Origin of the sequence: Actinocatenispora rupis (genome assembly GCF_016861975.1) — a bacterium.
GTDB classification, from domain to species: Bacteria; Actinomycetota; Actinomycetes; order Mycobacteriales; family Micromonosporaceae; genus Actinocatenispora; species Actinocatenispora rupis.
Window position 1 is genome coordinate 1 of record NZ_BOMB01000057.1, and the last position, 26,899, is coordinate 26,899.

At 72.3% G+C, this 26,899-nt stretch carries 24 protein-coding genes and 1 riboswitch; of the genes, 8 read left to right on the forward strand and 16 right to left on the reverse strand.

Annotated features, from left to right (window positions below; all coding sequences use genetic code 11):
• The first annotated feature begins 1 nt into the window (after position 1).
• Together pstA and pstB are read left to right on the forward strand one after the other, a co-directional pair.
• Entirely contained in the window at positions 2-1,054 is a 1,053-nt protein-coding gene (pstA, locus tag Aru02nite_RS35810) for a phosphate ABC transporter permease PstA (protein ID WP_203664994.1), read from the forward strand.
• A gap of 15 nt (positions 1,055-1,069) precedes the next feature.
• Complete coding sequence (gene pstB, locus Aru02nite_RS35815) at positions 1,070-1,846, forward strand: phosphate ABC transporter ATP-binding protein PstB (protein WP_203664995.1); 777 nt, start codon at positions 1,070-1,072, stop codon at positions 1,844-1,846.
• Positions 1,847-2,122: 276 nt separating this feature from the next.
• On the opposite strand, the gene Aru02nite_RS35820 is transcribed toward pstB, so the two are convergent.
• A complete protein-coding gene (locus tag Aru02nite_RS35820; RefSeq protein WP_203664996.1) occupies positions 2,123-2,749 on the reverse strand; it encodes a DUF4352 domain-containing protein in 627 nt (208 codons plus the stop codon).
• A gap of 313 nt (positions 2,750-3,062) precedes the next feature.
• On the opposite strand from Aru02nite_RS35820, the gene Aru02nite_RS35825 reads away from it, so the two are divergent.
• Positions 3,063-3,746 carry an alpha/beta fold hydrolase gene (locus Aru02nite_RS35825; RefSeq protein ID WP_203664997.1) on the forward strand — a complete coding sequence of 228 codons (684 nt, stop codon included), beginning with the start codon at positions 3,063-3,065 and terminating at the stop codon, positions 3,744-3,746.
• A gap of 9 nt (positions 3,747-3,755) precedes the next feature.
• Here the strand turns inward: Aru02nite_RS35825 and Aru02nite_RS35830 are convergent, their stop codons facing one another.
• Both Aru02nite_RS35830 and Aru02nite_RS35840 read right to left on the reverse strand, forming a co-directional pair.
• On the reverse strand, positions 3,756-4,610 hold the full coding sequence (locus Aru02nite_RS35830; RefSeq protein ID WP_203664998.1) for a haloalkane dehalogenase: 855 nt from the start codon (positions 4,608-4,610) through the stop codon (positions 3,756-3,758).
• A 365-nt stretch (positions 4,611-4,975) separates the two neighbouring features.
• Positions 4,976-5,791 carry an SDR family oxidoreductase gene (locus Aru02nite_RS35840; RefSeq protein WP_203664999.1) on the reverse strand — a complete coding sequence of 272 codons (816 nt, stop codon included), beginning with the start codon at positions 5,789-5,791 and terminating at the stop codon, positions 4,976-4,978.
• Positions 5,792-5,879: 88 nt separating this feature from the next.
• On the opposite strand from Aru02nite_RS35840, the gene Aru02nite_RS35845 reads away from it, so the two are divergent.
• The gene (locus Aru02nite_RS35845; RefSeq protein ID WP_203665000.1) at positions 5,880-6,482 is read left to right on the forward strand and encodes a TetR/AcrR family transcriptional regulator; all 603 of its coding nucleotides are present in this window, start codon (positions 5,880-5,882) and stop codon (positions 6,480-6,482) included.
• 47 nt (positions 6,483-6,529) lie between these two features.
• Here the strand turns inward: Aru02nite_RS35845 and asnB are convergent, their stop codons facing one another.
• The 4 genes from asnB to Aru02nite_RS35865 all read right to left on the reverse strand — a co-directional run bounded on the left by asnB (position 6,530) and on the right by Aru02nite_RS35865 (position 10,958).
• Positions 6,530-8,356 (reverse strand): asparagine synthase (glutamine-hydrolyzing), encoded by a 1,827-nt coding sequence (gene asnB / locus Aru02nite_RS35850; protein ID WP_203665001.1) that lies wholly within the window; start codon positions 8,354-8,356, stop codon positions 6,530-6,532.
• A gap of 246 nt (positions 8,357-8,602) precedes the next feature.
• The gene (locus Aru02nite_RS35855) at positions 8,603-8,839 is read right to left on the reverse strand and encodes a hypothetical protein (protein ID WP_203665002.1); all 237 of its coding nucleotides are present in this window, start codon (positions 8,837-8,839) and stop codon (positions 8,603-8,605) included.
• A gap of 101 nt (positions 8,840-8,940) precedes the next feature.
• A complete protein-coding gene (locus Aru02nite_RS35860; RefSeq protein WP_239077170.1) occupies positions 8,941-9,759 on the reverse strand; it encodes an NUDIX hydrolase in 819 nt (272 codons plus the stop codon).
• A 29-nt stretch (positions 9,760-9,788) separates the two neighbouring features.
• Entirely contained in the window at positions 9,789-10,958 is a 1,170-nt protein-coding gene (locus tag Aru02nite_RS35865; RefSeq protein ID WP_203665003.1) for a thiolase family protein, read from the reverse strand.
• Positions 10,959-10,994: 36 nt separating this feature from the next.
• Between Aru02nite_RS35865 and Aru02nite_RS35870 the strand changes: the two genes are divergently transcribed.
• Positions 10,995-11,972: a Gfo/Idh/MocA family protein gene (locus Aru02nite_RS35870; protein ID WP_203665004.1), complete on the forward strand. Its 978-nt coding sequence runs from the start codon at positions 10,995-10,997 to the stop codon at positions 11,970-11,972.
• 650 nt (positions 11,973-12,622) lie between these two features.
• On the opposite strand, the gene Aru02nite_RS35875 is transcribed toward Aru02nite_RS35870, so the two are convergent.
• The 3 genes from Aru02nite_RS35875 to Aru02nite_RS35885 form a co-directional block, all read right to left on the reverse strand.
• A complete protein-coding gene (locus Aru02nite_RS35875) occupies positions 12,623-13,594 on the reverse strand; it encodes an inorganic phosphate transporter (RefSeq protein ID WP_275408798.1) in 972 nt (323 codons plus the stop codon).
• A gap of 49 nt (positions 13,595-13,643) precedes the next feature.
• On the reverse strand, positions 13,644-14,276 hold the full coding sequence (locus tag Aru02nite_RS35880) for a DUF47 domain-containing protein (protein ID WP_203665006.1): 633 nt from the start codon (positions 14,274-14,276) through the stop codon (positions 13,644-13,646).
• A 629-nt stretch (positions 14,277-14,905) separates the two neighbouring features.
• Positions 14,906-15,739 carry a phosphatidylinositol-specific phospholipase C/glycerophosphodiester phosphodiesterase family protein gene (locus tag Aru02nite_RS35885; protein ID WP_203665007.1) on the reverse strand — a complete coding sequence of 278 codons (834 nt, stop codon included), beginning with the start codon at positions 15,737-15,739 and terminating at the stop codon, positions 14,906-14,908.
• A gap of 237 nt (positions 15,740-15,976) precedes the next feature.
• Between Aru02nite_RS35885 and sigJ the strand changes: the two genes are divergently transcribed.
• Positions 15,977-16,906: an RNA polymerase sigma factor SigJ gene (sigJ, locus tag Aru02nite_RS35890; RefSeq protein WP_239077171.1), complete on the forward strand. Its 930-nt coding sequence runs from the start codon at positions 15,977-15,979 to the stop codon at positions 16,904-16,906.
• Here sigJ and Aru02nite_RS35895 read toward each other — a convergent pair.
• Entirely contained in the window at positions 16,854-17,396 is a 543-nt protein-coding gene (locus Aru02nite_RS35895; protein ID WP_203665009.1) for a DUF402 domain-containing protein, read from the reverse strand. The two genes, sigJ and Aru02nite_RS35895, sit on opposite strands and share 53 nt — an antisense overlap.
• Between Aru02nite_RS35895 and Aru02nite_RS35900 the strand changes: the two genes are divergently transcribed.
• Positions 17,395-19,626 carry an ATP-dependent DNA helicase gene (locus tag Aru02nite_RS35900; protein WP_373325053.1) on the forward strand — a complete coding sequence of 744 codons (2,232 nt, stop codon included), beginning with the start codon at positions 17,395-17,397 and terminating at the stop codon, positions 19,624-19,626. The genes Aru02nite_RS35895 and Aru02nite_RS35900 overlap by 2 nt on opposite strands.
• Positions 19,627-19,952: 326 nt before the next feature.
• Here Aru02nite_RS35900 and Aru02nite_RS35905 read toward each other — a convergent pair whose 3' ends face one another.
• From Aru02nite_RS35905 to Aru02nite_RS35915, 3 genes are all read right to left on the reverse strand, one after another.
• Complete coding sequence (locus tag Aru02nite_RS35905; protein ID WP_203665010.1) at positions 19,953-20,852, reverse strand: ornithine cyclodeaminase family protein; 900 nt, start codon at positions 20,850-20,852, stop codon at positions 19,953-19,955.
• Between the two features lie 582 nt (positions 20,853-21,434).
• The gene (locus Aru02nite_RS35910; RefSeq protein WP_203665011.1) at positions 21,435-22,181 is read right to left on the reverse strand and encodes an alpha/beta fold hydrolase; all 747 of its coding nucleotides are present in this window, start codon (positions 22,179-22,181) and stop codon (positions 21,435-21,437) included.
• Between the two features lie 87 nt (positions 22,182-22,268).
• Positions 22,269-23,591, reverse strand: coding sequence for an AI-2E family transporter (locus Aru02nite_RS35915; protein WP_239077173.1), 1,323 nt, complete (start codon positions 23,589-23,591; stop codon positions 22,269-22,271).
• A gap of 146 nt (positions 23,592-23,737) precedes the next feature.
• Here Aru02nite_RS35915 and Aru02nite_RS35920 point away from each other — a divergent pair, with 146 nt between their 5' ends.
• Positions 23,738-24,079 carry a GroES family chaperonin gene (locus Aru02nite_RS35920; protein WP_203665012.1) on the forward strand — a complete coding sequence of 114 codons (342 nt, stop codon included), beginning with the start codon at positions 23,738-23,740 and terminating at the stop codon, positions 24,077-24,079.
• A 129-nt stretch (positions 24,080-24,208) separates the two neighbouring features.
• Here Aru02nite_RS35920 and Aru02nite_RS35925 read toward each other — a convergent pair whose 3' ends face one another.
• Positions 24,209-24,826: a nucleotidyltransferase family protein gene (locus Aru02nite_RS35925; RefSeq protein ID WP_239077174.1), complete on the reverse strand. Its 618-nt coding sequence runs from the start codon at positions 24,824-24,826 to the stop codon at positions 24,209-24,211.
• Positions 24,820-26,217, reverse strand: a complete 1,398-nt coding sequence (locus tag Aru02nite_RS35930; RefSeq protein ID WP_203665013.1) for a PrsW family intramembrane metalloprotease — start codon at positions 26,215-26,217, stop codon at positions 24,820-24,822. The genes Aru02nite_RS35925 and Aru02nite_RS35930 overlap by 7 nt, the downstream gene beginning before the upstream one ends.
• Before the next feature lie 561 nt (positions 26,218-26,778).
• A riboswitch (SAM riboswitch) is annotated at positions 26,779-26,896 on the forward strand.
• The last annotated feature ends 3 nt before the right edge of the window (positions 26,897-26,899 follow it).

The following is a 26,899-nucleotide window of genomic DNA, read 5'->3' on the forward strand; positions in this document are numbered from 1 at the left end:
GCTGTCGCACAACGGATCCCTGCGCGGGCGGCGGCTGCCGAAGGCCGTCCCGCCGGTCATCGCGGTGGCCGCGGTACTCGCCAGCGTCGCCGGCATCTACGGCACCGGCGCGGGCGGCTGGGTGCTCACCGTGGTCGTCGCCGCGCTGGTGTTCGCGCTCGTCACGCTCGCCGTCGCGTGGGCGGTCGAGGGTGGCCGGCACGCCCGCGACCGGCTTGCCACCATCGCCGTGTACGGCGCGTTCATCATCGCCCTGCTGCCGCTCGGCTCGGTGATCATCACGTTGCTGCGCAAGGGAACCAGCCGCCTCGACGCCGACTTCTTCTACCACTCGATGAACAACATCACCGCCCTCGACTCCGGCGGCGGTGCGTACCACGCGATTATCGGGACGCTGGAGCAGGTCGGCATCGCGTGCGTGCTGGCGATCCCGCTCGGGCTGGCCGCCGCCGTCTACATCGTCGAGTACGGGCGGGGTCGGCTCGCGTCGACCATCCGGTTCTTCGTCGACGTGATGACCGGCATCCCGTCGATCGTCGCCGGTCTGTTCATCCTGGCGTTCTGGGTCTTGATCGTCACACCGGTCTTCAACCACGGCCGCCCCGGGTACTCCGGCTTCGCCGCCGCGCTCGCGCTCACCGTACTGATGCTGCCGACGATCGTGCGGTCCGCCGAGGAGATGCTGCGGCTCGTACCGACCGCGCTGCGCGAAGGCTCCTACGCGCTCGGCGTACCGAAATGGAAGACCATCATGCGGGTCGTCCTGCCGACCGCGCTGCCCGGCATCGTCACCGGCGTGATGCTCGCCCTGGCCCGCGCGGCCGGCGAGACCGCACCCGTGCTGCTCGTCGCCGGCGGAACCCCCGCGATCAACTTCAACCCGTTCTCGGGCAACCAGGAATCGCTGTCCTACTTCGTGTACGAGCAGGCCGGCGCCGCGTCCAAGTACGCGCCGGGGCGGGCCTGGACGGCGGCCCTGACCCTCATCGCCCTCGTGGCGATCCTGACCATCGCGGCGAAGCTGCTGGCCCGCCGCTCCAAGATCGGCCGGTAGAAGGTGAGTACGACCATGGCGAAGCGCGTCGAGGCGGTCGATGTGACCGCGTACTACGGCTCGTTCAAGGCGATCGACGGCATCACGATGACGATCGAGCCGAAGTCGGTGACCGCGTTCATCGGGCCGTCCGGCTGCGGCAAGTCCACGTTCCTGCGCTCCATCAACCGGATGCACGAAGTCATCCCCGGCGCCAAGGTGCAGGGCAAGATGATGATCGACGCCGAGGACATCTACGACTCCCACGTCGACGTCACCGCCGTACGCCGGACCATCGGTATGGTCTTCCAGCGCCCCAACCCGTTCCCCACCATGTCCATCTACGACAACGTGGTCGCGGGCCTGCGCCTCAACGGCGTACGGAAGAAGTCGGTACTCGACGACGCCGCCGAAAAGTCCCTCCGCGGCGCCAACATCTGGGACGAGGTCAAGGACCGGCTCAAGCGCCCCGGCGGCGGACTCTCCGGCGGTCAGCAGCAACGCCTCTGCATCGCCCGCGCCATCGCCGTCGAGCCCCAGGTACTCCTCATGGACGAGCCCTGCTCCGCCCTCGACCCGATCTCCACCCTCGCCATCGAAGACCTCATCGGCCAACTCAAGGACCGGTACACGATCATCATCGTCACGCACAACATGCAGCAGGCCGCCCGCGTCTCCGACCGTACGGCCTTCTTCTCCATCGAGAAGACCGGCGACCCCGGCCGGCTCATCGAATTCGACGACACCACGAAGATCTTCCAGAACCCCGCCGAAAAAAAGACCGAAGACTACATCACCGGCCGGTTCGGGTAAGGGTCGCTGCGCCGGCCCCGTTCGCCCGCTGGACTGCGCCGATCTCCGGCTTGTGTGCTGACGCACACGGCGCCGAGTCTCGGCTTGCCAGCGAACGAACGGGGCTCGGCTCGCTTCTGTCCCCCGGGGTGATGATTCCTTTGTAGGGCTCGCCTGGCTCGCCTTCGGCTTCGCGGCTCGCTGGGCTCGCCTTCGGCTTCGCTTTGGTGCGTTGGCTCGCCTTCGGCTTCGCCTCGGCGGGGTTGCTCGCCTTCGGCTTCGCGGGGCGGCTTCGCTTCAGGGGTTGGTGACCGTTACTCCGGCGGAGAAGGGGGAGTCGTGGAGTTCGAAGCGGGCGATGCCGGCGGTCTTCGGGATGTCGAAGGCGATGTCGCCGGTGGCGGTGTTGCCGGGGTTGATGTCGTTGAGGAACGCCGAGTTCCCGTTCTCCAGGTACAGGTCGCCTTCGGTGTCGGCGCCGAGGCGGTGGCCGGCGCGGTCGTAGGCGTACTGGTTGCTGGAGTCGAAGGTCTGCGGGTCGGACTTGATGTTCCGTACGGTCATCGTGACGACGCAGTACTGGCCCTGCGCGGTCTTGCCGAGGTAGGTGGAGCCGATCCGCGACACTCCACAGTGGACCTTCTTGACGACGAACTCGAAGCTGCCGTCGCGCGCCGGCGTACCGACGTGGGCGCTGGTGGTGGTGTGCGTGTCGCGGACGCCGGGTTTGCCGGCCGATCCGGCGTCGTTCGAGGAACCGGTGTGGGAGAGGCTGCTGACGACGGCGATGCCGATCCCGCCGCACAGCAGGACGAACGCGCCGAGAACGCTGAGGGCGACGATCAGGCCGGTGTGCCTCTTCTTCGGCGGGGTCGGCGGGGCCGGCGGACCGTGGTAGGGCGGCCCCATCGGGGTTGTGACCATGGTGTGCCTCTTCGGGGATCGCGATCGGCAGCCTCGTCCCGGTGCACCCACGGTCCCGGCCGGCGTCGATCTTGAATGCGGCTCGTTGCTCAACGTAGCAACGGTTCTGCGCACCGCGAACCCGCGAATCGGGCCGGGCTGGCTCCCCGGTCGGCCCCGCGTACGGCCGGGTCGGTTCCGTCCCCTGGCCGTACGCCCCGACCGGGGCCCGGTCGCCGCGGACCGATCGCCCGACCACACCTCGGGCGTACGGACGGCGCGGACGTCGGCCGCGCGTACCACGGGAGTTGTGGGGATGTGGTTGGGTGGCGGCGTGACGGAGCTGGAGTGGATGACGGTCGGCGGGGTGCGGCTCGCGGTCTCGGTGAGCGGCACCCCGGGGGCGCGGCCGCTGGTACTGCTGCACGGGGGCGGCAACGACCGGTCGACGTGGGCCGGGATCGCGCCGGCGTTCGCGGCCACGCACCGGGTGTACGCGCCGGACCTGCGCGGGTTCGGGGACAGCGACCGGACCGCGGCGTACTCGTTCGAGGCGATGCGCGACGACGTACAGGGGATGCTCGACACGGTCGGCGCGGGGCCGGTGGATCTGGTCGGGCATTCCCTGGGCGGCACCGTGGCGTGGCTGGTGGCGCAGGCGCGGCCGGTCGCGCACCTGGTCGTCGAGGACACGCCGCTGCCCCGCCCGGGTTCGGCGCCGCTCCCGGTGCCGCAGCGGCCCGCGGGCGACCTGCCGTACGACTGGGCTGCGGTCGAGGCGGTGATGCGGCAGCTGAACGAGCCGGATCCGGTGTGGTGGCGCGACATCCCGACGGTGACCGCGCCGACGCTGCTGCTGGCCGGCGGGCCGTCCAGCCACGTCGACCAGGGCCTGCTCGCCGACGCCGCGGCGCTGCTGCCGGACTCCCGCCTGGTCGAGATTCCCGTCGGGCACCGCATCCACGCCACGGCGCCCGAGGCCTTCGTCGCCCAGGTGCGCGGGTTCCTCGCGTCCTGAGCGTCGCGGTCAGCGCAGCCGGTGCCGGTCCAGCCACCGCGCGACCGAGCCGGCGAGCAGGTCGGGCCGGTCCTCGGGGGTGTGGTGCCCGGCAACCTCGTCGTACGCGTCGATCTCCAGCCCGGCGATGGGGTCGGCGCACCAGTCGACGACGGCCGGCACCGTCATCGTCCCGTACCCGGGGGCGAAGGTGACGAGCAGTTTCGGCACGTCCGGGCTGCCCGCCAACCACTCGTCGTACGCGGTGACCCGGGTGACGACGTCGGCGGGCGTACCGTCGAGCGGGATCGAGCGTGCCCAGCGCAGCAACGGGATCCGGCTCTGCCGCGTCGGGTACGGGGCGCGGTAGGCGGCGAGGTCGGCGGGGCCGAGGCGGGACGAGATCGCGGCGAGCCCGTCGGTGACGAACCCGTCGCCGAGGAACATCTCCTCCCCGACCCCCTCGGTACGGATCGCGCGCCACAGGTCGCGGCCCGCCGCCGGGAACTCGTTCCACGCCAACGGTTTCAGGATGGTCTCGGTGAGCGCGACCCCGCGTACGCGGTCGGGGTGGCGGGCGGCGCGGTCGAGTGCGAGCGCGCCGCCCCAGTCGTGCCCGACGAGTACGGCGTCGTCGAGGCCGAGCGCGTCGAACCAGGCGTCGAGGTACCGGGCGTGGTCGGCGAAGTCGTACGCGATCGGCGGCTTGCCGGACTCCCCCATCCCGATGAGGTCCGGGGCGAGCAGCCGGCCGGGCCCGACCGCGGGCAGCACGTTCCGCCAGAGGTACGACGAGGTCGGGTTGCCGTGCAGGAAGACGATCGGCGCGCCGGCGCCGGTCTCCCGGTGGTACATGGTCGAGTCGAGTACGCGGGTGGTGGGCATGCGGTGTCCTGTCAGGTGTCGAGGCTGGTGACGCGGTCGACGGCGATCTCGACCACGACCCGGCCGGGCGGCGCGGGCGGCGGTTGGCGGTAGCGGGCGGTGTAGCGCGGGCGGCGTCGGCGATGCGTACCGGGTCGTCGGTGACGGCGGAGACGCCGTCGAGCGTCACCCAGCGGAACACGCCCTGGCACAGCGCGACCCGGGATCCGTTGCGCACCAACAGGTTTCGTATGTGAGCATCCGGGCGATCCGCTCCGCCGGGTCGTACGTGAAGCGGACGGGTGCGACGTGCGGCGAGCCGTCCGGCCGCAGCGTGGTGAGGGTCGCGACGTGCGGCTCGGCCAGGAACGCCGCGACCGATCCCCTCACCGGAAGGCCGCCGCGGTACGCGCGGCCCACGCGGCGAAGGTGCGCGGCTGGCGGCCGAGTACGCGGGCGATGTCGGGGCTGACGCGCTGTTCGGCGGGCAGCGGCGTACCGAGGATGGCAAGGGTGCCGTCCGCGACCGGCTCGGGCATGACCGCGAGGAGCTGGACGCGCGCCTCGTCGCGGGTCTGTTCGACGAACCGCACCGGCGTACCGAGGGCGGCGCCGAGCGCGGCGGCCCGTTCGCGCGGGGTCACCGCGGCCGGCCCGGTCAGCTCGTACGTGGCGCCGTCGTGGCCCTCGCCCCGCAGTACGGCGGCGGCGACCTCGGCGACGTCCGCGGGGTCGACGGTCGGCAGCCCCACGTCCCCGAACGGCGCCGCGACGGTACGGTCCGCGCGCACCGACGCGACCCACGCGTACGTGTTGGAGTTGAGGCCGCCGGAGCGCAGGATCGTCCACGCCAGGCCGGATCCGCGCACTGCCGCCTCGAACCCCGCCGCGTGCCCGTACGACTCGGGCCGCGTGCCGACGCCGAGCGACGACAGCAGCACCACCCGGCGTACTCCGGCGTCCCGGGCCGCGTCGAGTACGCCCGCCGGGTCGTCACCGGCGACCAGCAGGAACAGCGCGTCGGCGCCGGTCAGTGCGGGCCGGAGCGCCGCCGGATCGGCCAGGTCGACCGCCCGGTGCTCGACGCCGTCGGGCAGCTCGCCCGGCCGGCGGGACACCGCCACGACGCGTTCGCCGGCCGCCGCGAGGATCCGCACCAGCTCGCCGCCGACGTTCCCGGTCGCACCCGTCACCACGATCATCTCGTACTCCCCACTCCGAGTTAGTTAGTCAGCTGACTAACACGCAGGACGCTAGCCGATCCGGCGCAGTACGTCTAGAGTTAGTCAGGTGACTCACTCAACAGCGGGCGGCCGTACCCGGGGCGCGAAAGCCGATGCGGCGCAGGGCAAGCGGGCCCGGCTCACCGCCGCCGCGGCCCAGGTACTGCACGAGCAGGGCGTCGAGAAGACGACGCTCGCCGACATCGCGCGCGCCGCCGACGTCCCCGTCGGCAACGTCTACTACTACTTCAAGACCAAGGACGACCTGGTCGAAGCCGCCATCGGTACGCACGGCGACACCCTGCGCGCCGTCCTCGCCACCCTCGACGAGCTGCCCGAGCCGCGCGACCGGCTGAAGCACCTCGTCCGGGGCTGGGTCGACCAGCGCGACCTCGCCGCCCGGTACGGCTGCCCCACCGGCACGCTCGCGTCCGAACTGGACAAGCGCGCCGACGGGCTGGACGAGAAGCTCGCCGTACACCTGCGGGCGCTGGTCGACTGGGTGGCGCACCAGTTCCGCGCCATGGGGCACCGCCGCGACGCGCGCGAACTCGCCGTCGCGCTGGTCGCCGCGTACCAGGGGATCTCGTTGCTCACCAACACGTTCCGCGATCCCGACCTGATGGCCGCCGAGGGTCGCCGGCTGCAACGCTGGCTCGACACCCTCTGATCCCCGCGTACGCCCGCGCACCGCACGCGGGCGTACGCGCGGGTCGGCTACACCAGGCGTACGTGGTGGTGGAGCAGCCAGGCGTTGGTGTTGAGCACCATCTCCAGGCCGAGCCGGGCGAACTGCTCACCCCCGGCCGGAATCCTGGCCAGCCGGGTGACGACGCCGCGGTCGAAGAGCTGGAACGCGGGCGCGCCGTCGTCGGCGAGCAGCTTCTCCGTCTCCTCGCGCAACGCCTCGTGGTACGTGGGGTCCTGGGTGGACGGGTACGGGCTCTTGACGCGGTCGATGATGGACTGCGGCAGCACGTCCCGACCGGCGGCGCGCAGCAGGCTCTTCTCCCGCCCGTCGAACGTCTTGAACGCCCACGGCGTGTTGAACACGTACTGCACGAGCCGGTGGTCGCAGAACGGTACGCGGACCTCCAGGCCGACGGCCATGCTCATCCGGTCCTTGCGGTCGAGCAGGATCTGCACGAAGCGGGTCAGGTGCAGGTGGCACACCTCGCGCATCCGCCGCTCCAACCCCTCCTCACCGTCCAGCCGTGGTATTTCGGCCAGCGCCTCGGCGTACCGGTCCGCGACGTACGCGTCGAGGTCGAGAGTACGGGCGAGGTCGGGGGTGAGCAGGGCGGAGGCACCGGCGCGACCGCGGCCCTGCCGGCGCAGCGCGAGCCACGGAAACGTCGGCGTGGCAACGATCTCCGGGTCGTGGAACTGCTTGTACCCGCCGAACACCTCGTCGGCGGACTCGCCGGACAGCGCCACCGTCGACCGCGCCCGGACCGCCTTGAACAGCAGGTACAGCGAGGTGTCCATGTCGCCGAACGGCGGCGCGTCCCGGGCCACCAGCGCGGCGTTGCGCGCCGCCGGATCCATCAGGTCCGATGTGGACAGTACGACGTCGGTGTGGTCGGTGCCGGCGTGCTCGGCGAGGTCGTGCACGTACGGCCCGTCGGGGGTGTCGCGCATCGCGTCGGGCCGGAAGTTCTCGGTCTGGCCGACGAAGTCGACGGCGAACGACCGCACCGGCCCGGTACCCGCGGCGGTCAGCGAGCGTTGCGCGAGACCGGTGATGACGCTGGAGTCGAGCCCGCCGGACAGCAACGTGCACAGCGGTACGTCGGAGACGAGCTGCCGGGTCACCGTGTCCTGCAACAGATCCCGTACGGTGTCGACGGTCGTGTCGAGGTCGTCCGGGTGCGGGTACGCTTCGAGCCGCCAGTACCGGGTGAGGTGAGATCCGTTGCGGTCGAAGCGAAGCACGTGTCCGGGCCGCAGCTCGCGCATGCCCCGGAAGTACGTGGTGCCGGGGGTCTTGACGAAGCCGAGGAGTTCGCGCAGCCCGTCCGCGTCGACCGCCGCCTCGACCTCGCCGCTCGCGAGGATCGCCTTCGGCTCGGAGCCGAACAGGATGCCGCCCGGGATCTCCTGGTAGTAAAGGGGTTTGATGCCCATGCGGTCCCGGACGAGCAGCAGCGTGCCGGTGCGCCCGTCCCACACGGCGAACGCGTACATGCCGTTGAGCCGGTCGACGAACGACTCGCCCCACTCCAGGTACGCGTGCAGTACGACCTCGGTGTCGCTCTCGGTCCGGAACTCGTGCCCGCGCCCGCGCAGCTCCGCCCGCAGCTCCCGGAAGTTGTAGACCTCCCCCGAGTACGTCATGGCGACGTCGCCGTGCGACATGGGTTGGCGCCCGCCCTCGACGTCGATCACCGCGAGTCGCCGGTGGCCGAGCGCGACCTGCGGCTTCAGGTACACGCCGGCGGCGTCGGGCCCGCGGCACGCCATCGTCGCCACCATCGCCTGCACGGTGTCCGCGCACCGCGTCAGGTCACGCCCGTGGTCCACCCAGCCCGTGATCCCACACATCCGTCAGGACCTCCCCGGTACGCACGTCGCGACGGCACCGCTGCCCCGCGTACGCGACGGCGGGCGCTCCGGCCCGCCGCACCGCCAGTGTTGTCCTGATAATTCCTGCTTGTAAACCGCTTGTGAACTTTCACATAAACGAACGTTTACACCATCCCGACGACACCCGGGCGACGGCGACACCGGGCGCCGACACAGAACTGTCCGATGTGGAGTATCCACATCGGACAGTCGGACCGGGTCGGCTCAGTGGCGGCGGAAACGGTTGCGGCGCTTGCTGTTCCGCCTCTCCTCGCGCGCCGAGGCAAGCCCACTGCGTACCGTCGCGAAGGTCCAGGCGGCGCCGACGAGCAGCACCCCGGCCATCCCGACGAACAGCAGTCGGCGTCCCCGTCGTCGCCGTACCGGCTCGTCCTCTTGCGCCATCGGATCCAGCGCCACGCGCTCGTCCGTCTGCGGCTGTTCCATCGTGGCCTTGCTCATGACTACCTCCAGGCTCGACCGATGTCTACCCAGAGCAACGCTACGACCACAGAGAGATCAACATTGGCCGATCCTCGAACTGGCGCCGCGACGCGCCACCCTCACACCACGAGCCGGGCACCCGAGTCGGTCAGCACCACCCGCGGCGTCACGGGTACCAGCGGACCAGGCGAAACGGCCAGTACGTCCGCGACGGAGGCGAACCCGCACAGCGCGGCGAGTACCGACACGGTCGGCGGCAGCATCCCCATCGCACCCGAGCGGTACCCGGCTACCGCGTCCGCCGGGCGCAGCCACACCTCCCGGTCCGCCTCCCCGCCGACCTCCCGCGCACGCTGCCCGTCCGGTACCGCCGCGACGAAGAACGACGCGTCGTACCGCCGCGGCTCGAACTCCGGCGTCACCCACCGCGCCCACGCCCGCAACAGATCCCCGCGTACGACCAGGCCACGGTCCGCCAGCAGCGCGCCGACGCCGACCCGGTGCGCGGCCAGGTCCCGGCGGTCGGACTCCCACGCGTCGTCCGACACGTCGCCCACCACCGACCCGGCGTCCGGCCCGGCGAGCAGCACACCCGCCTCCTCGAACGTCTCCCGTACGGCCGCGCACACCACCGCCCGCGCCGCCGCCCCGTCCGCGCCGAAACCCAGCAGCCGCGCCCACTCCGCGTCCGACGGCCCCGCCTGGCCCGGCGACACCTCGGCGTCCCGCGGATCCACCGCACCGCCCGGAAACGCGTACATGCCCGACGCGAACGCCATCGTCGACGCCCGCCGCACCAGGTACGCCAGCGGCCCGTCCGGCCCGTCCCGCAGCAGTACGACGGTGGCCGCGCGGCGCGGCTCGACCGGCGTGCCGCCGTCCCGGTGGAACCGGCGCGCCGTCTCCACCAGCGCGGCCGGCAACGGCCACCCGCCCACCACCGCACCTCCCGCCACGACCGGCCCGCTCAGTCGACCCGGAGTACGGCGGCGAAGCCCTGGCCGACGCCGATGCACGCCGCGGCCACCCCGTACCCACCGCCGCGGCGGCGCAGCTCCCGGCACAGGTCGACCATCACCCGCGCCGCCGACGCCCCCAACGGATGCCCCATCGCGATCGCGCCACCGTGCGGGTTCACCCGGTCCGCGCGTACGCCGGGCAGCTCGTGCAGGCAGCTCAACACCATCGCCGCGAACGCCTCGTTGATCTCCCACACGTCGACGTCCGACACCGCGAGCCCGGCCCGTCCGAGTACCGCGCGGACGGCCGGAACGGGGGCGGTGGAGAACCGGTCCGGCTCCACGCCCACCACAGTCGACGCCACCAGCCGGCCCAGTGGCGCCACCCCGAGCGACGCGGCCGCCGCCGCCGAGCCCACGAGTACGGCGATGGCGCCGTCGTTGATCGGCGACGCGTTGCCCGCCGTGACCGGACCATCCGGCGAGAACGCCGGGCGCAGCTTCGACAGGGCCGCCAGCGACGTGTCCGGCCGTACCGACTCGTCGCGCGTCACGCCCGCCAGCGGCAGTACGTAGTCGTCGTGCAGGCCCGCGTCCCACGCCGCCGCCGCGCGCTGATGGCTGCGCAGCGCCCACTCGTCCTGCTCCGCCCGACCGATGCCCAGCTCCACCGCGACCGCCTCGGCGCACGCCCCCAGCGACCGCGTCCACCGGTCCGGGAACGCCGGATTCACCAGCCGCCACCCCAGCTGCGTCGACACCAGCGGCATCTCCCGCGGCAACGCCTCGTCCGGCCGGGGCAACACGTACGGCGCGCGGCTCATGCTCTCCGCCCCGCCCGCCACCAACAACTCGCCGTCGCCCACCGCCACCGCACGGCACGCCTGCACCACGGCCTCGGCACCCGACCCGCACAACCGGTTCACCGTCGTACCCGGTACCGAGACGGGCAGGCCCGCGAGCAGGCCCGCCATGCGCGCCACGTTCCGGTTGTCCTCGCCGGCGCCGTTACTGTCGCCCAACACCACGTCCGCGATCCGCTCCGGATCGAGCCCGTGCCGCCGCCGGACCAGCTCGGCGATCGGCGCCGCCGCGAGATCGTCGGCCCGCACACCCGACAGGCCGCCACGATGCCGGCCGAACGGGGTACGCACCGCGTCGATGAGGTACGCGTCCACGGCCGCGACACTACCGCCGTTTGGCAGAGTGAGGCCATGCGGAAGATCAGGTGGGGCGTACTCGCCACCGGCGGCATCGCCGCCTCGTTCACCGAAGACCTGCTCACCATGCCCGACGCCGAACTCGTCGCCGTCGCGTCCCGCGCCACCGAACCGGCACGACGCTTCGCCCACCGCTACGACATCGCCCGCGCGTACGGCGACTGGCAGGGACTCGCCGACGACCCCGACATCGACATCGTGTACGTGGCGACACCGCACGCCGCCCACCACGCCGCCGCCGCACTCCTCCTCGACGCCGGCAAGGCCGTACTCGTCGAAAAGGCGTTCACCCTCAACCACGCCCAGGCCGACGACCTCGCCGCCCGCGCCCGCCGCGCCGGAGTACTCCTCATGGAAGCCATGTGGACCCGCACCCTCCCCGCAGTACGGGAGATGACCGCGCGGATCGCCGACGGCGCCATCGGCACACCCACCGTCGTCACCGCAGACTTCGGCCTCGCCGGACCGTTCGACACCACCCACCGGCTCCGCGCACCCGCCCTCGGCGGCGGCGCCCTCCTCGACCTCGGCGTCTACCCCGTCTCCTTCGCCCAACTCGTCCTCGGCACACCCGACACCATCCGCGCCACCGGCCGGCTCACCCCCGAGGGCGTCGACGAGACCACCGGCATCCTCCTCGGCCACCCCGACGGCGCCATCGCCACACTGAGCTGCAGCATCACCGCCGACACCCCACGTACCGCCACCATCACCGGCACCCACGGACGCATCGAACTCGACCGCGGCTTCTTCGCCCCCAACGGATTCCGGCTCATCCGCGGCGACACCCTCGACCACATCACCGCGCCCATCACCGCACGCGGATACGTCCACGAAGCCGCCGAAGCCATGCGCTGCCTCCGCGCCGGCGAAACCGACAGCCCCCTCGTACCCCTCGCCGACACGCTGTCCGTCATGCGCACGATGGACGCCGTACGAGCACAGCTCGGAGTCCGGTACCCGGGCGAGTGAGGCCTGCCCGGCCGTTCCGGACGCGGGCGCGGGTCCGGGTTCCGGATTTGCGTTGAGATGACGCGGCCTCGGTACGTGGCGCGCGCCGTTGCACGTGGCGCGGTCTTGCACGTGGCGCGGGCTTGGTACGTGGCGTGGAGGCTGGCGCGTTTGGGCGCGGGCGGCAAGTGACGCAGGGTCTGGCGCGTTAGTGGTGTGGCGCTGGGGGCAGCGGGGGCACCTGATTTGTCGCAGGTATTGATTGTTCAACTGTCTCATTGTTGAACAATGAGACAGTTGAACAATGACACAATTGGACAATGTCCAGATTGCGGCTTTACGTGATGTACGAGCCGTTGCCACCCCACCCGCAACCAGCCGCGCCACCCCGTCCCTCACAAAACCGGTCCCGGACCGCGCCGCCCTCGACGACCCGGCCCGGCCGAGCCGACGGATCCGTACACGTTCGTGCGCGAGCCCGCCCGACCCGACCAGCCAGGCCTCGCGCCGTCACGGCCAAAGCGGGCTCCGGCCCCGACCAACCCGGAGCCGGCGCAACTGTCAACCAGCGGCGAGGTGCGCCACGAGGTACACCCCAGCCCGGGCCAAGCGACCGTCAACCAGCCGCCCGGTGCGCCACGAGGTACGCCCAGTCGGGGCCGGCGCGACGGTCAGCCGGCGGCGAGGTGCGCCACGAGGTACACGACGAGGGCGATGATCGCGGCGGCGGGCAGCGTGAGTACCCAGGCGGTGACGATGTTGCCGGCGACGCCCCACCGTACGGCGGAGAGGCGTTTGGTGGCGCCGACGCCCATGATGGCGGCGGTGATGGTGTGGGTGGTGGAGATGGGGGCGCCGAAACCGATGGCGGCGACGTACAGGACGGCGCTGGCGGTGGTTTCGGCGGCGAAGCCCTGGGGCGGGTCGAGGTGGATGATGCGGCGCCCGAGCGTACGGATGACGCGCCAGCCGCCGGAGAACGTACCGGCTGCGATGACGATGGCGGTCAGGAAGTAGACCCACAGCGGGATGCTGTAGTCGCTCTGCTGGCCGCCGACGACGAGCGCGAGGACGACGATGCCCATGGTCTTGGCGGCGTCCTGCATGCCGTGGCCGAGGGACATGGCGGCGGCGGAGGCGGTCTGCGCGTACCGGAAGCCGCGGTTGAGCTTGCCGGGGGCGTACCGCCGGAAGAGCCACATGAGCGCGATCATCACGAGGTAGCCGAGGACGAGGCCGATGACCGGTGAGATGACCATCGGTACGACGACCTTGTCGACGATGCCGCCCCACTGGACGGAGCCGTTGACGCCCATGGCGACGGCGGCGAGGGTGGCGCCGACGAGTCCGCCGATCAGGGAGTGGGACGACGAGGCGGGTAGCCCGTAGTACCAGGTGATGAGGTTCCAGACGATGGCGCCGAGCAGGCCGGCGAACACGATCACGAGGCTCTGCGAGCCGGACGGCAGCTTGACGATGCCCTCGCCGACGGTCTTGGCGACCTTGGCGCCGAAGAACGAGCCGACGAGGTTGCCGACGGCGGCCATGGCGAGCGCCACCCGCGGGGTGAGTGCGCGGGTCGACACCGAGGTGGCGATGGCGTTCGCGGCGTCGTGGAAACCGTTGGTGTAGTTGAAGATCATGGCCGTCACGATCACGACGATCGTACCGACGAGCGCGGTGTCCACCGGTTCAGGACTCCTTGGCCGCGATCGTCTCGACCGTGTTCGCCACGTGCTCGAAGGCGTCGATCGCCGCTTCGAGGTCGTCGGCGACCTCCTTCATCTTCAGCACGTTCAGCGGGTCGTACTCGCCGGAGAAGAGCCGCACGAGCAGCATCCGGTACGACCGGTCGCCCTCGTTCTCCAGCCGGTTGACCTCGATCCAGTACGGCTCCAGGTCCTTCATGCCCTTGAGTCGCGGCATGGCCTCGGCGGTCAGCTTGGCGAGCTGGTTGAGCGTCTCGATCTGCTCGCTCATCTCGCGGGGCAGTGCCGGGATCGACGACAGCCCGTACAGGTAGACGAGGTTGCCGGCGGACTCCATGGCGTCCATGACGTCGTCCAGCAGGGAGCCCAGCCGGTAGATGTCCTCGCGGTCGAACGGCGTGATGAAGGTGGAGTTGATCTTGTTGTACAGCGCGTGCGTCACGTCGTCGTTCTGGTGCTCGACCTCCTGCAGACCCTCGCTGATGCCCTGGATCTGCTCGGCGCTCGCACCGGCGGTCAGCCCGGACAGCAGCTCGGCGCCGCGGACCAGGTTCTGCGCCGCCTGGTTGAAGTACTCGTAGAAGGCGTCCTCGGACGGACGGAGCTTGAATCGCACGGCAACCTCGTCGCGAATCGCGGGGTGGTGTCTGCGGCGGGCGCCGCCGGTCGCGTCCCGTTCGGGCTGCGGCCGCTGCCGATGCTAGGCACCCGCGCGGCCGGCAGAACAACCGACCACCCCCGGTCGGATCCGGTTCAGAAGGCGTTCACCTGCCGTTCACCCATTTCCCGCGCAAGCTTCCGCTGAGCAGCCGTCCCCCCACTCTCCGCACCCATCCCCCGGTACTCCCGCGCCCGCTCCGCGCCGCCCCGAAACACGTCGCCGACCCGGCCCGAGCCCCTTCACCAGCGCGGCCGACACGGCACGGACACCGCGCCGCGGACAAGCGGGGTGCGAGTTCACCGGCGAGGCGGGCGCCGGAGCCGCCGGCACCAGGATCGGTACGCGCGGGCATTCAGGGGAGGTGTGTGGAACCGCCCCGGGGCAGCATTCCCGGGGCGGCCGTTCCGTACCCCGCAGAGGTCGACCATGCCTCGACGGCATGACCAGAATGCGGCGGAAACGACTGCGCAGCAACGGATTTTCCGCTCGGCGCCCGCCTGGACACCGGCCGCGGACCGCCGATGCGGCGGCCACGACGGCACCGGACAGCGTCGGCACGGGCGGGCCGGCCCCACCTGATGCGCTCAACCGAGCCAGGATCGGCGTTGGTACGCGGCGAAGGTGCGCAGCCGGTCGGTGCCGATGTGGTCGACGCCGGCAGCGGACAGCTCGCGCCAAAGCGCCACACGATCGGGAAGATCCCAGAACCGCACCCGGCGGCCGTCGGCGTGGACCTGGTCGACGAGCGCCCGCAGCGCGCGCCGTTCGTCCGCCGGCAGCGGGCCCCGGCCACGCCAGCGGAACCGCCGCGACCAGCGCTCGCTCACCAGCGGCACCACGCTCGGCGACAACCCCTTGGTGTCCACATCGGACAGTGAACCGTCACAGAAGAGTACGCGGTCCCGTTGCGCCGCAACGGTTTCGTGCGGAGTACCCGCGCCGGTGACGACCACGGTGACCGGCCCGGCGCGAACCCCGGCGTCGGTGCACCGCGACAGCATCCCCGCGTACGCCCGGAGCTGGGCGGCGAGCACCCGGCAGCAGCGTTCCGGCTCCGCCTTCAGCTCCACCAGCAACTGGAACGGCTCCGCCACGCCCGGATGGACCGATCCGTGTGCCCGCACCCGCGCCGCGAGCGGATCCAGGTACAACCCGCGCAACGTACGGTCCGGGGCGACCTCGCGCGGACCATGCCCGACCAGCAGTTCCGCGCCGTCGCACAGCACGTCCGCCTCGACGCTCGCGTACCCGAGGCGCAGCGCCGAGGCCAGCGGCCGCCGGTGCTTGTAGTCGTTGTGCGCGTGCCCGTTCGCCAGATACGGATGCGTACGGCCGGCCAGCGCGCCGACCGTCGCCGCGCCCGCGCCGACCACCGCCAGCCCGCCCAACCCGGCCACCGCCGTACCGAGACCGCTCACGTTACCGAGCCTGACACGGCCGTTCGCGCTCCACGCCCCAACGACGTCGGTCGGGAACGGGCTGGCCGGGGAGTACGCGCGGCAGGAGTGCGGTGCGGGCCGGAGTGGCGCGGCGTTTCGGCCGGGGAAACGGGTACGGGGGCGGAAAGGGAACGGTCTCGCGGGCTGTCGTCACATCGCGGGTGGCCGCGTCGTCCATCCATCATGGTCGGACTGCGATGCGTGCAGAATGGCACGGTGGGCGAGGCGGACGAGTTCGAGGCGGAGCGCCGGCACCTGCTGGGCGTGGCGTACCGGATGTTGGGCGGTTGGGCCGAGGCGGAGGACGCGGTCCAGGAGGCGTGGCTGCGCTGGACGGCCGCGGACCGGTCCACGATCGAGTCGCCGCGCGGCTGGCTGACCACGGTCACCGGGCGGATCTGTCTGGACGTGCTGCGGTCGGCGCGGGTCCGGCGCGAGTCGTACGTCGGGTCGTGGCTGCCGGAGCCGGTCGTCGAGCGGCTGGCCGACCCCGCCGTGATGGACCCGGGCGACCGCGTCGCGACGACCGACGAGGTGAGCGTGGCGCTCCTCGCCGTACTGGAGAAGCAGACGCCGGAGCAGCGCGTCGCGTTCGTGCTGCACGACGTGTTCGACGTGCCGTTCGACCAGGTCGCGTCGACGCTCGGGGTGAGCGTGCAGTCCGCGCGGCAGCTCGCTTCGCGGGCCCGCCGCGCCGTACGCACGGACACGCCGAAGCACAACGCCGAACTGGCCGAGCAGCGGACCGTACTCGACGCGTTCCTCCGCGCCTGCCGGGAGGGCGACCTGGACGGGCTGCTCGCCGTCCTCGCGCCGGACGTGACGCTGACCGGCGACGGCGGCGGCGTCGCACCCGCCGTACGTGTGCCGGTCGAGGGGCTCGTCAAGGTCGGTCGATTCCTGCTCAACCTGGGCGAACGCGCCAACCACGACCCGGACGTACTGATCGAACCTGTCCTGGTCAACGGCGACCTCGGCCTGCTCGTCCACGGGCCCGACCCGAGCCGCGGGGAGGACCTCACCATCGTCATGGCCTTCGCGTACGCCGAGGGGCGGATCACCGCGGTCTACAACCAGCTCAACCCCGCGAAGCTCACCCGCGCTCCCCGTCCGGATCCGGACCGGGCGATCTGGCAGGACCGCTGACCTTGGCCAACCACGTCCGGTACCGCGTGGCGAAGGGCTCCTCGTTCGCCGAGATCGACCGGTACAGGTCGGCGGCGGCGGCCTCGGCGGCGGCGACCACGTCCGGCGGGTAACCGTATTTCACCTGGTGCTCGGCGAACTCGTCCTCGTCGAGCAGCTCGACCCGACCGTCCCGTCGGCGTACCACGTCGAGGTCGAGGTCGACGGCGCGCAGTTCGTCGCCGTGCCAGGTCGCCACGGAGGCGATGTCGCAGTAGATCTCGGTGCGGTGCGGCTCGGCGTTGAAGTTCGCCGTCCACCAACGGTCCACCGGGACGAGCAGCACCTGCGCCTCCTCCCACACCAGCGTCAGCTCGTGCCCGCGCTGCAACACCGTGCCGGCCGGGCAGCCCAGCCAGGTGCCGAACTCGTCCGTGCCCAGCCGCAGCGCGTCGAAATGCCAGTGCAACGCCCCGTCGTACTTCCGGTATCTGACCCGCACGTCCTCCATGCCCGCGACCCTATCCAGCCCCGCACGGCCCGGCACCCGCCTGTGGACAACGGTCGCGGTTGTCCACAGCCCCTGGCACCGTCGGCGGGGTCGGGTAGCGTCGGCGGGCGTGACGAGCACCGTGCCCGCGACGAGAAGGCCGTCCACCACCGACCTGCTGGCGGCGGTGGTCTCCGCGGTGCCCGGCGGTGTGGCCAGACCGGGCCAGGTGCAGATGGCGGAGGCGGCGTCCGAGGCGATCCGCACCGGCGAGCACCTTCTCGTACAGGCCGGCACGGGCACCGGTAAGTCCCTGGCGTACCTGGTGCCCGCGCTGTTGCACGGCATCGCGCAGAACCGCGGCCCGGTGATGGTCTCGACCGCGACCCTGGCGCTTCAGGCGCAGCTCGTGGAGTCCGACCTGCCGCGGCTGGCGGACGCGGCGGAGCCGTTGCTGGGCCGGCGCCCCACGTTCGCCGTACTGAAGGGGCGGCACCACTACGCCTGTCTCGCGCGGCTCGACGCCGGCACCGAGGAGCCGGAGCCGGACCTGTTCGGCGACTCGGGCAGTGGCGGGCAGTGGCTCGGCCAGGCGGGCCGGATCGGCAAGCAGGTGGTGCGGGTCCGGGAGTGGGCCGAGCGGAGCAGGACCGGCGACCGCGACGAGCTCGATCCCGGCGTGGACGACCAGGTGTGGCGCAGCGTGTCGATGCCGGCGCGGGAGTGCGTGGGTGCGCAGCGCTGCCCGTTCGGTGACGACTGCTTCGCGGAGGCGTCCCGGGTCCGTGCCCGGTCCGCGGACATCGTCGTGACCAACCACAGCCTGCTCGCCGTGGACATGATGTCCGGCCGGCACATCCTGCCGCCGCACGAGGTGCTGGTCGTGGACGAGGCGCACGAGCTGGCCGACCGGGTCACCTCGGCGGCCCGTGCCGAGCTGTCGCCGGACGCGATCGACCGGGCCACCCGGCGGATCCGGTCCATTGTGGACGGTGGGGTGGTCGAGCGGCTGACCGAGGCGGCCGACGGCCTGGCCATCGCGCTCGGCAGCGTCACCCGCCCCGGCCGGCTCGTCGAGCTTCCCCCGGAGGTACGTGACGCGGTCAGCCTCGCACAGGCGGCCGGGCGTGCCGCGGTCAACGCGATCGGTGAGGTCAAGGCCGACGACCCGGACCCGGTCCGCAAGCAACAGGGCAAGTCCACCGTACTGACCCTCGCGGAGGTGGCCGAGCGGCTGCTCGACTGCTCGCCGCACGACGTGATCTGGGTGGAGGGCGGCGGCCAGCCCGGGCACGAGCGCCCCGGCCTGCACGTGGCGCCGCTGTCGGTCGCCGGCCTCTTCGCCAGCCTGCTCTACCAGGACCGTACGGTGATCGCGACCTCGGCGACGCTGGCCCTCGGCGGCCGGTTCGACACCGTCGCGATCGGCCTCGGCCTCAACACGGCGTACGGCCGGACACCGGCCACGAACGACGTCCGGCCCGACCCGCCGACCGGCGAGCGTACCGGGAAGGTGCCGAAACCGACGCGTTCCACCCAGCCGTTCCTGGTCGAGTCGGACGACGAGTCGGCGGACCCGCCGGAGTGGCGCGCGCTCGACGTCGGCTCCCCGTTCGACTACGCCAAGCAGGGCATTCTCTACGTTGCGGCCCAGTTGCCGCGGCCCACCCAGTCCGGCCTGTCCGACCCCGCCGCCGACGAACTGGTCCGGCTGGTCGGCGCCCTCGGCGGCCGTACCCTCGGGCTGTTCTCCTCCCGCCGCGCCGCCGAGCGCGCCGCCGAGGTGGTCCGCTCCCGCACCGACCTGGTCGTGTACCTCCAGGGCGACGAGGCACTGCCGATCCTGGTACGGAAGTTCAAGGCGGAACGGGAGAGCTGCCTGTTCGGGGTGATGTCGCTCTGGCAGGGCGTGGACGTGCCGGGCGACGCCTGCCAGCTCGTGGTCATCGACCGGCTGCCGTTCCCGCGGCCGGACGAGCCGCTCGCCGCCGCCCGCAGCGCCGCGGTCGACGCCGGCGGCGGCTCCGGATTCGCCGCGGTCAGCGTCCCCGTCGCCGCGGTACGACTCGCCCAGGGCGTCGGCCGTCTGGTCCGCGCGTCCAGCGACCGCGGCGTCGTCGCCGTACTCGACCCGCGCCTGCACACCGCCCGCTCGTACGGCGGGTTTCTGCGCGACTCGCTCCCCCCGTTCTGGTACACCACGAACCGGGAGGTGGTCCACGGCGCACTCACCCGCCTCGCCTCCACCTGACCACCGCACTGCCCCGGGCTCCCGGCGCATCCGCCCGCAACGTCAAGCAGATGCGCCACCCTCGGCACCCACACCGGCCCGACCGGTCCCGGGTACGCCGGCCGGGTACGCCACCAAGCCTCGAAGCAGCCGGGCCGACCGGTCCCGAGGCGCCGCCTGGTACGCCACCAACGCTCGATGCCAGCGACCCGACCGGTCGGGAGTGGGAACACCGCCATCGTTCCGAACCAGCCAGGCGGACCGGTCGGGGTAGGTACACCACTGACGCGCGACGCCGCACGTCGCCAGGCGAGCGGGTGCGCGCATGGCGATTCGACGCGACCGGTTCAGGACAGGCCGAGCAGGTACGCGAGGAGCGCGACCTCGGTGCCGGCCAGGCCGACGGAGAAGTACAGGCGGATGTCGTGGTCGGCGGGTCGGGGCGCCTCGCCGGTCAGTACCGCGCGGAGAGGCACGACGCGGTCGGCGGCCGGCGTGTCCGCGATCACGAACGGCGGGTCGTACGCGGTGAGTTGGGTCGGCGAGTCGGTCGTCAGGAGAGTCGCCCGCTCGGCCAGGGCGGCGGCGAACTCGGCGCGCCCACGCTGCTTCGGCCCCAGCGTGGTGACCGCGGTGCCCGGAGACAGCCAGGCGTCGTCGATCACCGGCGTACCGGAATTGGTGGCGAGGACGACGATGTCGCGCCCGGTCGCCGCCTCCCCTGGCGTGTCGACCGCGCGCGCCGGCACGGCCAGCTCGCTCCGCAGCCGATCGACGAATGCGTTGCGCCGCACCGGATCCCGCCCGTACACGGTGACGTCGGTCAGCGCGCGGACCGCCCCGATCGCCCACACCTGGGCGTACGCCTGCGCGCCGGTGCCGACGACCCCCAGCGTGCTGGCGTCGCGCCGGGCGATCGCGTCGACGGCCACCCCGCCGAGCGCCCCGGTACGGAACTGGCCAAGCAGCTCGCCGACGGCGATCCCGGCGATCCGCCCCGTCGTACCGTCGTGCAGCACGACCGCCTGTTCACCGTCCGCCAGCCCGAGCGTGTCGTACGACCGGAAGCCGTACCAGTGGCCGGGGCGCCCGCCGACGGTGAACACCATCCGGCCGTCGCCGAGCCCGGTCGACACCCGCGGCGGCGCGACCAGGTCCTCGGCCAGGACCGCGGCGCGCATCGCCGCCACCGCGTCCGCCGCCGTCAACCGCGCCCGTATGTCCGCGTCGGTGATGATCTCGGTCATCCGGCCAGTCTGCCGCCCCGGCGCCCCACCGACCGACCCGCACCACGCCGCCCGGACCAGGGAATGCCGAGACCGCGGCGAAACACGCGCCACCACGCCCGATCAGGAACGCCGAAACGGGAACCCGCCACGACGCCCCAGCGCACCGGACATGCACCACCTGGCGACACGACAGCCGACGCGCCACACCCGACACGCGGTAGCGACCGCGCCACGATGCCGAAAGCGCGAACTCGACATCTGTCAGCACCAACCGGAACGCGCAGCGCGGCAGCGCGAGCTGACCCGCCACACGCGCCGCGCGCCAGCTCGAACCGGGTCGCCACGCGGTACCGCAAGGCGAGCACAACCCGAGGCTCCGCGCCAGACCACGAGGCAGGCACGCACGGCCGACCCGCCGTACGACGACGCGCGTCAACGCCAACCCCGGGTTGCCATGCCGTACCGCAGGGCGAGGCTCAGCGCCCGAGTGGCCGCGCCCGGCGCCGTCTCGCCAAACGCGAAACGGCCCAACACTCCGCCGGCACCGCGCCCACCTCAGCCCCAGCAACCGGTACCCGAGCCCGTAAGGTGCGCCGGCGGTCAGCGGCGGAGGGCGGCGAGGATGAGGTCGGTCGCCTCGGCGGGGCGTTCCATGGTGGGCAGGTGGCCGGCCCAGGGCAGTTCGACGTGGGTGGCGTCGGGGAGCAGGTCGGCGAGTTCGGCCGCGATCTGGCGGAAGTCGCTGACGTCCTTGGCGCCGGACACGAGGTACGACCGGGCGCGGATCCGCGCGAGGTCGGCGGGCGCGTCGGGTGACGGGTACTCGTCGGCGGCGAGCTGTACCTCGAACGCGTGGCGCTGCTGTTCGCGTACGTGCTGGCGGGCGGTGTCGTCGGCGTCCGGGCCGAGCCACATGTCGACGTTGAGTTCGGTGGCGCCGGCGATGTCGCCGGCTTCCAGCAGTTCGTCCTCGCGGGCGCCGAACGCGCGCAGTTCCGGTCCGGGTTCGTGGCCGAGGCGGTTCGGGCTGAGCAGGACCAGGTCGGTGACCCGGTCGGGCCAGCGGGCGGCGACGAGCAGCGCGATGAGCGCACCGTACGAGCAGGCGACGAGCGTCACGCGGTCGAGCCCGAGCGTGTCGAGCAGGTCGTGGACGTCGTCGTCGTCGCGGTACGGCCCGGTGGCCGCGGGCGTCTCGCCGAACCCGCGGAAGTCGCAGCGCACCACCCGGTGTCCGGCGTCGATCAGCGGCTGCCATTGCGGATCCCACATCCGCCGGTCGCACACCCCGGCGTGCAGGAGTACGACGGTCGGACCGGTCCCGGCGATATCGTGTGTCAGCGTCATCGTGCAGGACGGTACCGAGCCGCGGGCCCGCCCGCATGCGCATTTCGGCACGTCACCCGGCTGACGGCAGAGGTGGACGTATCCGGATCAGCCGGGCTGGGGAGCACCGTCCGACGGCGTACCGGTGCCGGTTTGTGGGGGTGGCAGCGCCGGGCCTTCGGGCGCGGGTGGGTCGGAGAGGTGGCGCTGCCGGGCGACGAGCCGCCGGATCGCGGTGTTCATGACGGCGATGAACGGCACGGCGATCAGACCGCCGATGATGCCGCCGATGGCGATGCCGGCAGTGATGCCGAGGATGACGCCGAGCGGGTGGATCGCCACCGCGCGGCCCATGATCAGCGGTTGCAGCAGGTGCCCCTCGATCTGCTGCACGCCGAGTACGACCGCGAGCACGATGATCGCCGCGATGAGGCCCTGCGTCACGAGCGTGACCAGTACGGCGACGGCGCCGGACACGGTCGCACCGACGATCGGGATGAACGCGCCGAGGAACACCAGCGCCGCCAGCGGAATCGCCAGACTGTACGGCACGCCCACGGCGACGATCCCGATGCCGATGCACACCGCGTCGATGAACGCGACGAGCACGGTGGCCCGCACGTACGCGACGAGGGTGCGCCACGAGGCACTGCCGGCGTCGTCGACGGACGGCCGGGCGGCCCGCGGCAGGACGAGCTGGAGCAGGAAGTTCCAGATCCCGCGACCGTCACGTACCAGGAAGAACGTGGTGAACAGGATCAGGAACAGGTCGACCAGCACCTCGCCGAGGGTGGTCGCGGTGGACAGCGCGCCGGACGTGAGGACGTCCTTGTGCTGGCTGACCCAGGTCTGCGCGGTCTTCAGACCCTCGTTGATCTGCTTGTCGGAGATGTGCAGCGGCCCCGAGTGCAGCCAGCTCTGGATCGTGTTGATGCCCTTGGCGACGTTCTCCGACAGGTCGGAGAAGCCGTTCACGAACGCGGTCACGACGCCGGCGAGCACACCCGCGACAACCACGATGCCGAGTACGACCATGATCAGTGCCGCCAGCGACCGCGGTACGCCGTGGCGCGCCAGCCAGCCCGCGCCCGGCTGCAGCATCGCCGTCAGCAGCAGCGCGATGATCGCCGGAACGACCACGTTGCTCACGTACGTCAGCAGGTAGAAGACGCCGATCACGGCGACCACGATGATGATCATGCGCCAGGACCAGGCCGCCGCCACCCGTACGCCGCGGGGCACCGACTCCTCCGCCGGCCGCGACGTCGCCACCGGTACCGTCGGCCGGTGGTCCTCGGCCGGCGGCTGCGGATGCGGCGCCACCGCCGCCCCGGCCTCCGCCGTACGCAGCAGGGCGTCGTCGCTGCGCTCCCGGCCCTCCTCCAGCCGGCCGCGCGCCGCCTGCCAGGCACGCTGAGCCCGGCCCCTCATCATCTCGAAGCGAGTCAGCACTGCCCCCCAACACTCGGGCCGGTCCCGTGGCCGGGTGACCCCCACCGCCGCATCGCCCTACGGTACCGGCGCGCGTCGACACCCCGGCACGCGCAAGCCGACCGCGGCCGGTAGCGTTCGGGAACGTGAGCGAGTCGAACGACGACCTGGACCAGGGCCTCCCGATCCGGCTGCTGCACGATCGCGTACTGGTCCGGCAGGAAGGCACCGAAGGCGAGCGCCGGTCCAGCGCAGGCATCGTCATCCCCGCGACCGCTTCCGTCGGACACCGCCTCGCCTGGGCGGTCGCCGTGGCTGTCGGCCCCAACGTCCGATCCGTGAAGACCGCCGACCGGGTCCTCTTCGACCCCGACGACCGGTCCGAGGTCGAACTGCACGGCCGGGCGTACATCCTGCTCCGCGAGCGGGACGTGCACGCCGTCGCCGCCGCCCGCGTCGACAACTCCGCCACCGGCCTGTACCTGTAGCGGCGCTGCACCGGCCCGATCCGCCCGCTGGACTGCGAACGGATCAGGCCCGACTCGCTCACGGATCCGCTCGCTTCCGTCCCGAGGGGCACTGCCCGGGAACCCTTGTGGGACAACGGGTCCGGATCGTCAGGGGCAGGGCCAGGGGAGGACGGTGAGGGCGGGCCACTCCTGCTGCCAGCGGGCGGCCTTCGTCTCGTACACGGAGCGCGGGGCGAGCACCGGGTTGGGGCGTACGACCCGGGCGAAGAGGTCGCCGAAGCCGTGCGGGGCGTACACCCGGGTGGTGCGGTCGGGGTCGGTGGTGACGCCGAAGCAGCAGGTGGTGGCGGCGAAGTGGTCGATGGCGTCGGCGCTGTCGGCGAACTCGGGACACGGCACGCCGAACTTCTGCTCGTACCAGAGGTGCACGCGGGCCTCGTTGCGTACCTCGACGGTGACGCCGTGCTCGGCGACCAGGTCGGCGAACAGCGCGTCGGCCCGGCGCACCACGGCGTCCTCCGCCTCGTACGACAGGTCGGTCGGGTCGTGGTAGAAGACGTCGTAGTCGCGGATGCCGGCGGTCGGGTCGCGGTCGGCCAGGCAGTTCCACACGGTCTGGAAGACGGCACCGGCGGTGAGCCACCAGTCGGGCGCACCGAGGTCGGGGCCGCGGTCGAGGATGGCGGCGGAGACCGGGTTCCGCCGCACCATCGCCAGAAATCCGTCGTACTGCGTCCGCAGGTCGCGGCGCGCCGGGTTCACCACCACCGCGGCCCGTACGCCGGGGACGGGTAGAGCGCGACGGGCAGCGGCACCACGGGCTGCGCCGGCGGCGGGAACGTCCGCACGGAGCCGTCCGGGAACCGTACGTGGTAGGTGCCGCCGTCCCACAGTACGGGCGGCATCGTCGGGTCGTGCCCGGTGAACGTCTGCCGGTACCCGGCGGCCTGGTCCAGCAGTTCCCGTTCCCTGGCCGGGAACTCGGCCGCGTTGAAGCCGCGCATCGCGGCGTCCCGGGCGAGCGCCAGGTTGCTCAACGCGTCCTGGTACGCCTCCATCGCGCGCGACCCGCCCGGCCCGGACGTACGTTTCGCCCACCGGCGCGCGGCCATCCGCCGGGTCATCGTGGACAGCGACCCCAGCTCGGGCGGGGTGAGCCAGCCGGCCCGCACGTACGGCCGGAGCATCGCGGCCATCTGCTTCGCCTGCCGGCCGCGCGCCCACAGCGCGACACCGACCGCGGCGAAGAAGACCGGCGCCATGATCACCGCGTACCCGGTGAGGACGGCTCCCTGGCCGAGCGTCGACATCAGGTTCCAGCCGGAGTGCAGGCACATCGCGCCGATCCACCCCGCCAGCGGCGCCAGGTACTTCACCCGCCGGTCCCGCGCCGTCGCGGACAGCCCGAACCCGATCCCGGTCATCGTCGTGAACAGCGGGTGGGCGAAGCCGGAAATGCCGATCCGGACGACGGCCAGCGCCACCACCATCACCGCACCGGTGACCGCGCCGCCCTCCTGCGAGCCCGTCACGTAGATGCCGCCGAGGTACAGGATGTTCTCGGCCATGGCGAAACCCGTCGCCGAGAGCCCGAAGTACACGATGCCGTCGACGACGCTGATCGGCTGCCGGCGCCGGCGCCGCAGGAAGACCAGGAGCAGCACCGGCCCCAGCGCCTTCATCGTCTCCTCGATGAACGGCGCGACCAGCACGGCGTCGGCGTTGCCCGACATGCCGACCTTGGCGAACAGGTACGACCCGAGCGTGTTCACCCCCAGCGCGACCGAGGTCGCCACGCACGCACCCCACCCGAACACGAACGCCAGGTACTTCCACGGCTCCGGCTCGTACCGGTCGAGCCACAGGAAGCAGCCCACCAGGAACGGCACCGGTACCAGCGCCACCGCCAACCCGATCGTGAACGCCAGCGGGCCGAGGTTCGTACCGACCACCAGGATGATCACCAGCGCGCCCGCGACGATCGGCACGATCGCCACCAGCATCCGGATCAGCCGGCCCCAGTCGAACCGCGCCCGCTTCGGCGCCGTCAGCCCGGGCACCGTCACCTCGAACGCGTTCCCGTACGCCGCGGCCGGTGCACCCGCCGGTGGTGCGACCTGCGGCCCGGCCGGCGGCGCCGCGTGCGGACCGGCCACGCTGTCCGGCGACGCCCACGGCGAGGCCCCCGCGGAACCCGCCCCGCCCGGACCTTGCCCCGGCGAAGTCGGCCCCTGCGCCGGAGGCGTCGGCCCCTGCACCGGAGGCGTCGGCCCCTGCGCGGGCGGAGCCTGCCCCTGGGTCGGCGGCTGCCCCGGGCCACCGGGCCGCTGGGCTGGTGGAGTCTGCCCCGGGACCGGCGCCCGACCCGGCGGGGTCGGGCCCTGCGCGGACGGGGTCGGACCCTGCGGCGGGGTGGGGCCCTGCGCGGGTGCTCCGGACACCGGCCCCGGCCGGGCCGGGCCCTGCGCCGGCGACACCTGGCCGGGCGTACCAGGGGGTGGGGTGGCTGACGGCGGGCGGTCCGGGTCCGGCGAACCGGTCGGGCCGCCGGCCGACGCCTCGGGTGGCGCGGGCGGCTCGGCCCAGGGCGGCGGCGGACCCGTCCACTCGGGCGGACCGGTCCACTCCGGCTGGCCGGACCGGTCGGATGGACCGGATGTCCCAGAGGGCGGGAGGTCTGCCATGGAGTCAGCCTAGCGAGGTTATGCTGCTGGGCAGGTCACGAGTGCCAGTGCAAAGCCCCGGCTTGCTGGCCGGCAACCCTCGCTTCCGCGGTGGGGTGCCCCGGGTGAGGACCGGGCCCGATCGCCCCATGGCGTCGGGCAAGCGCGGACCCTC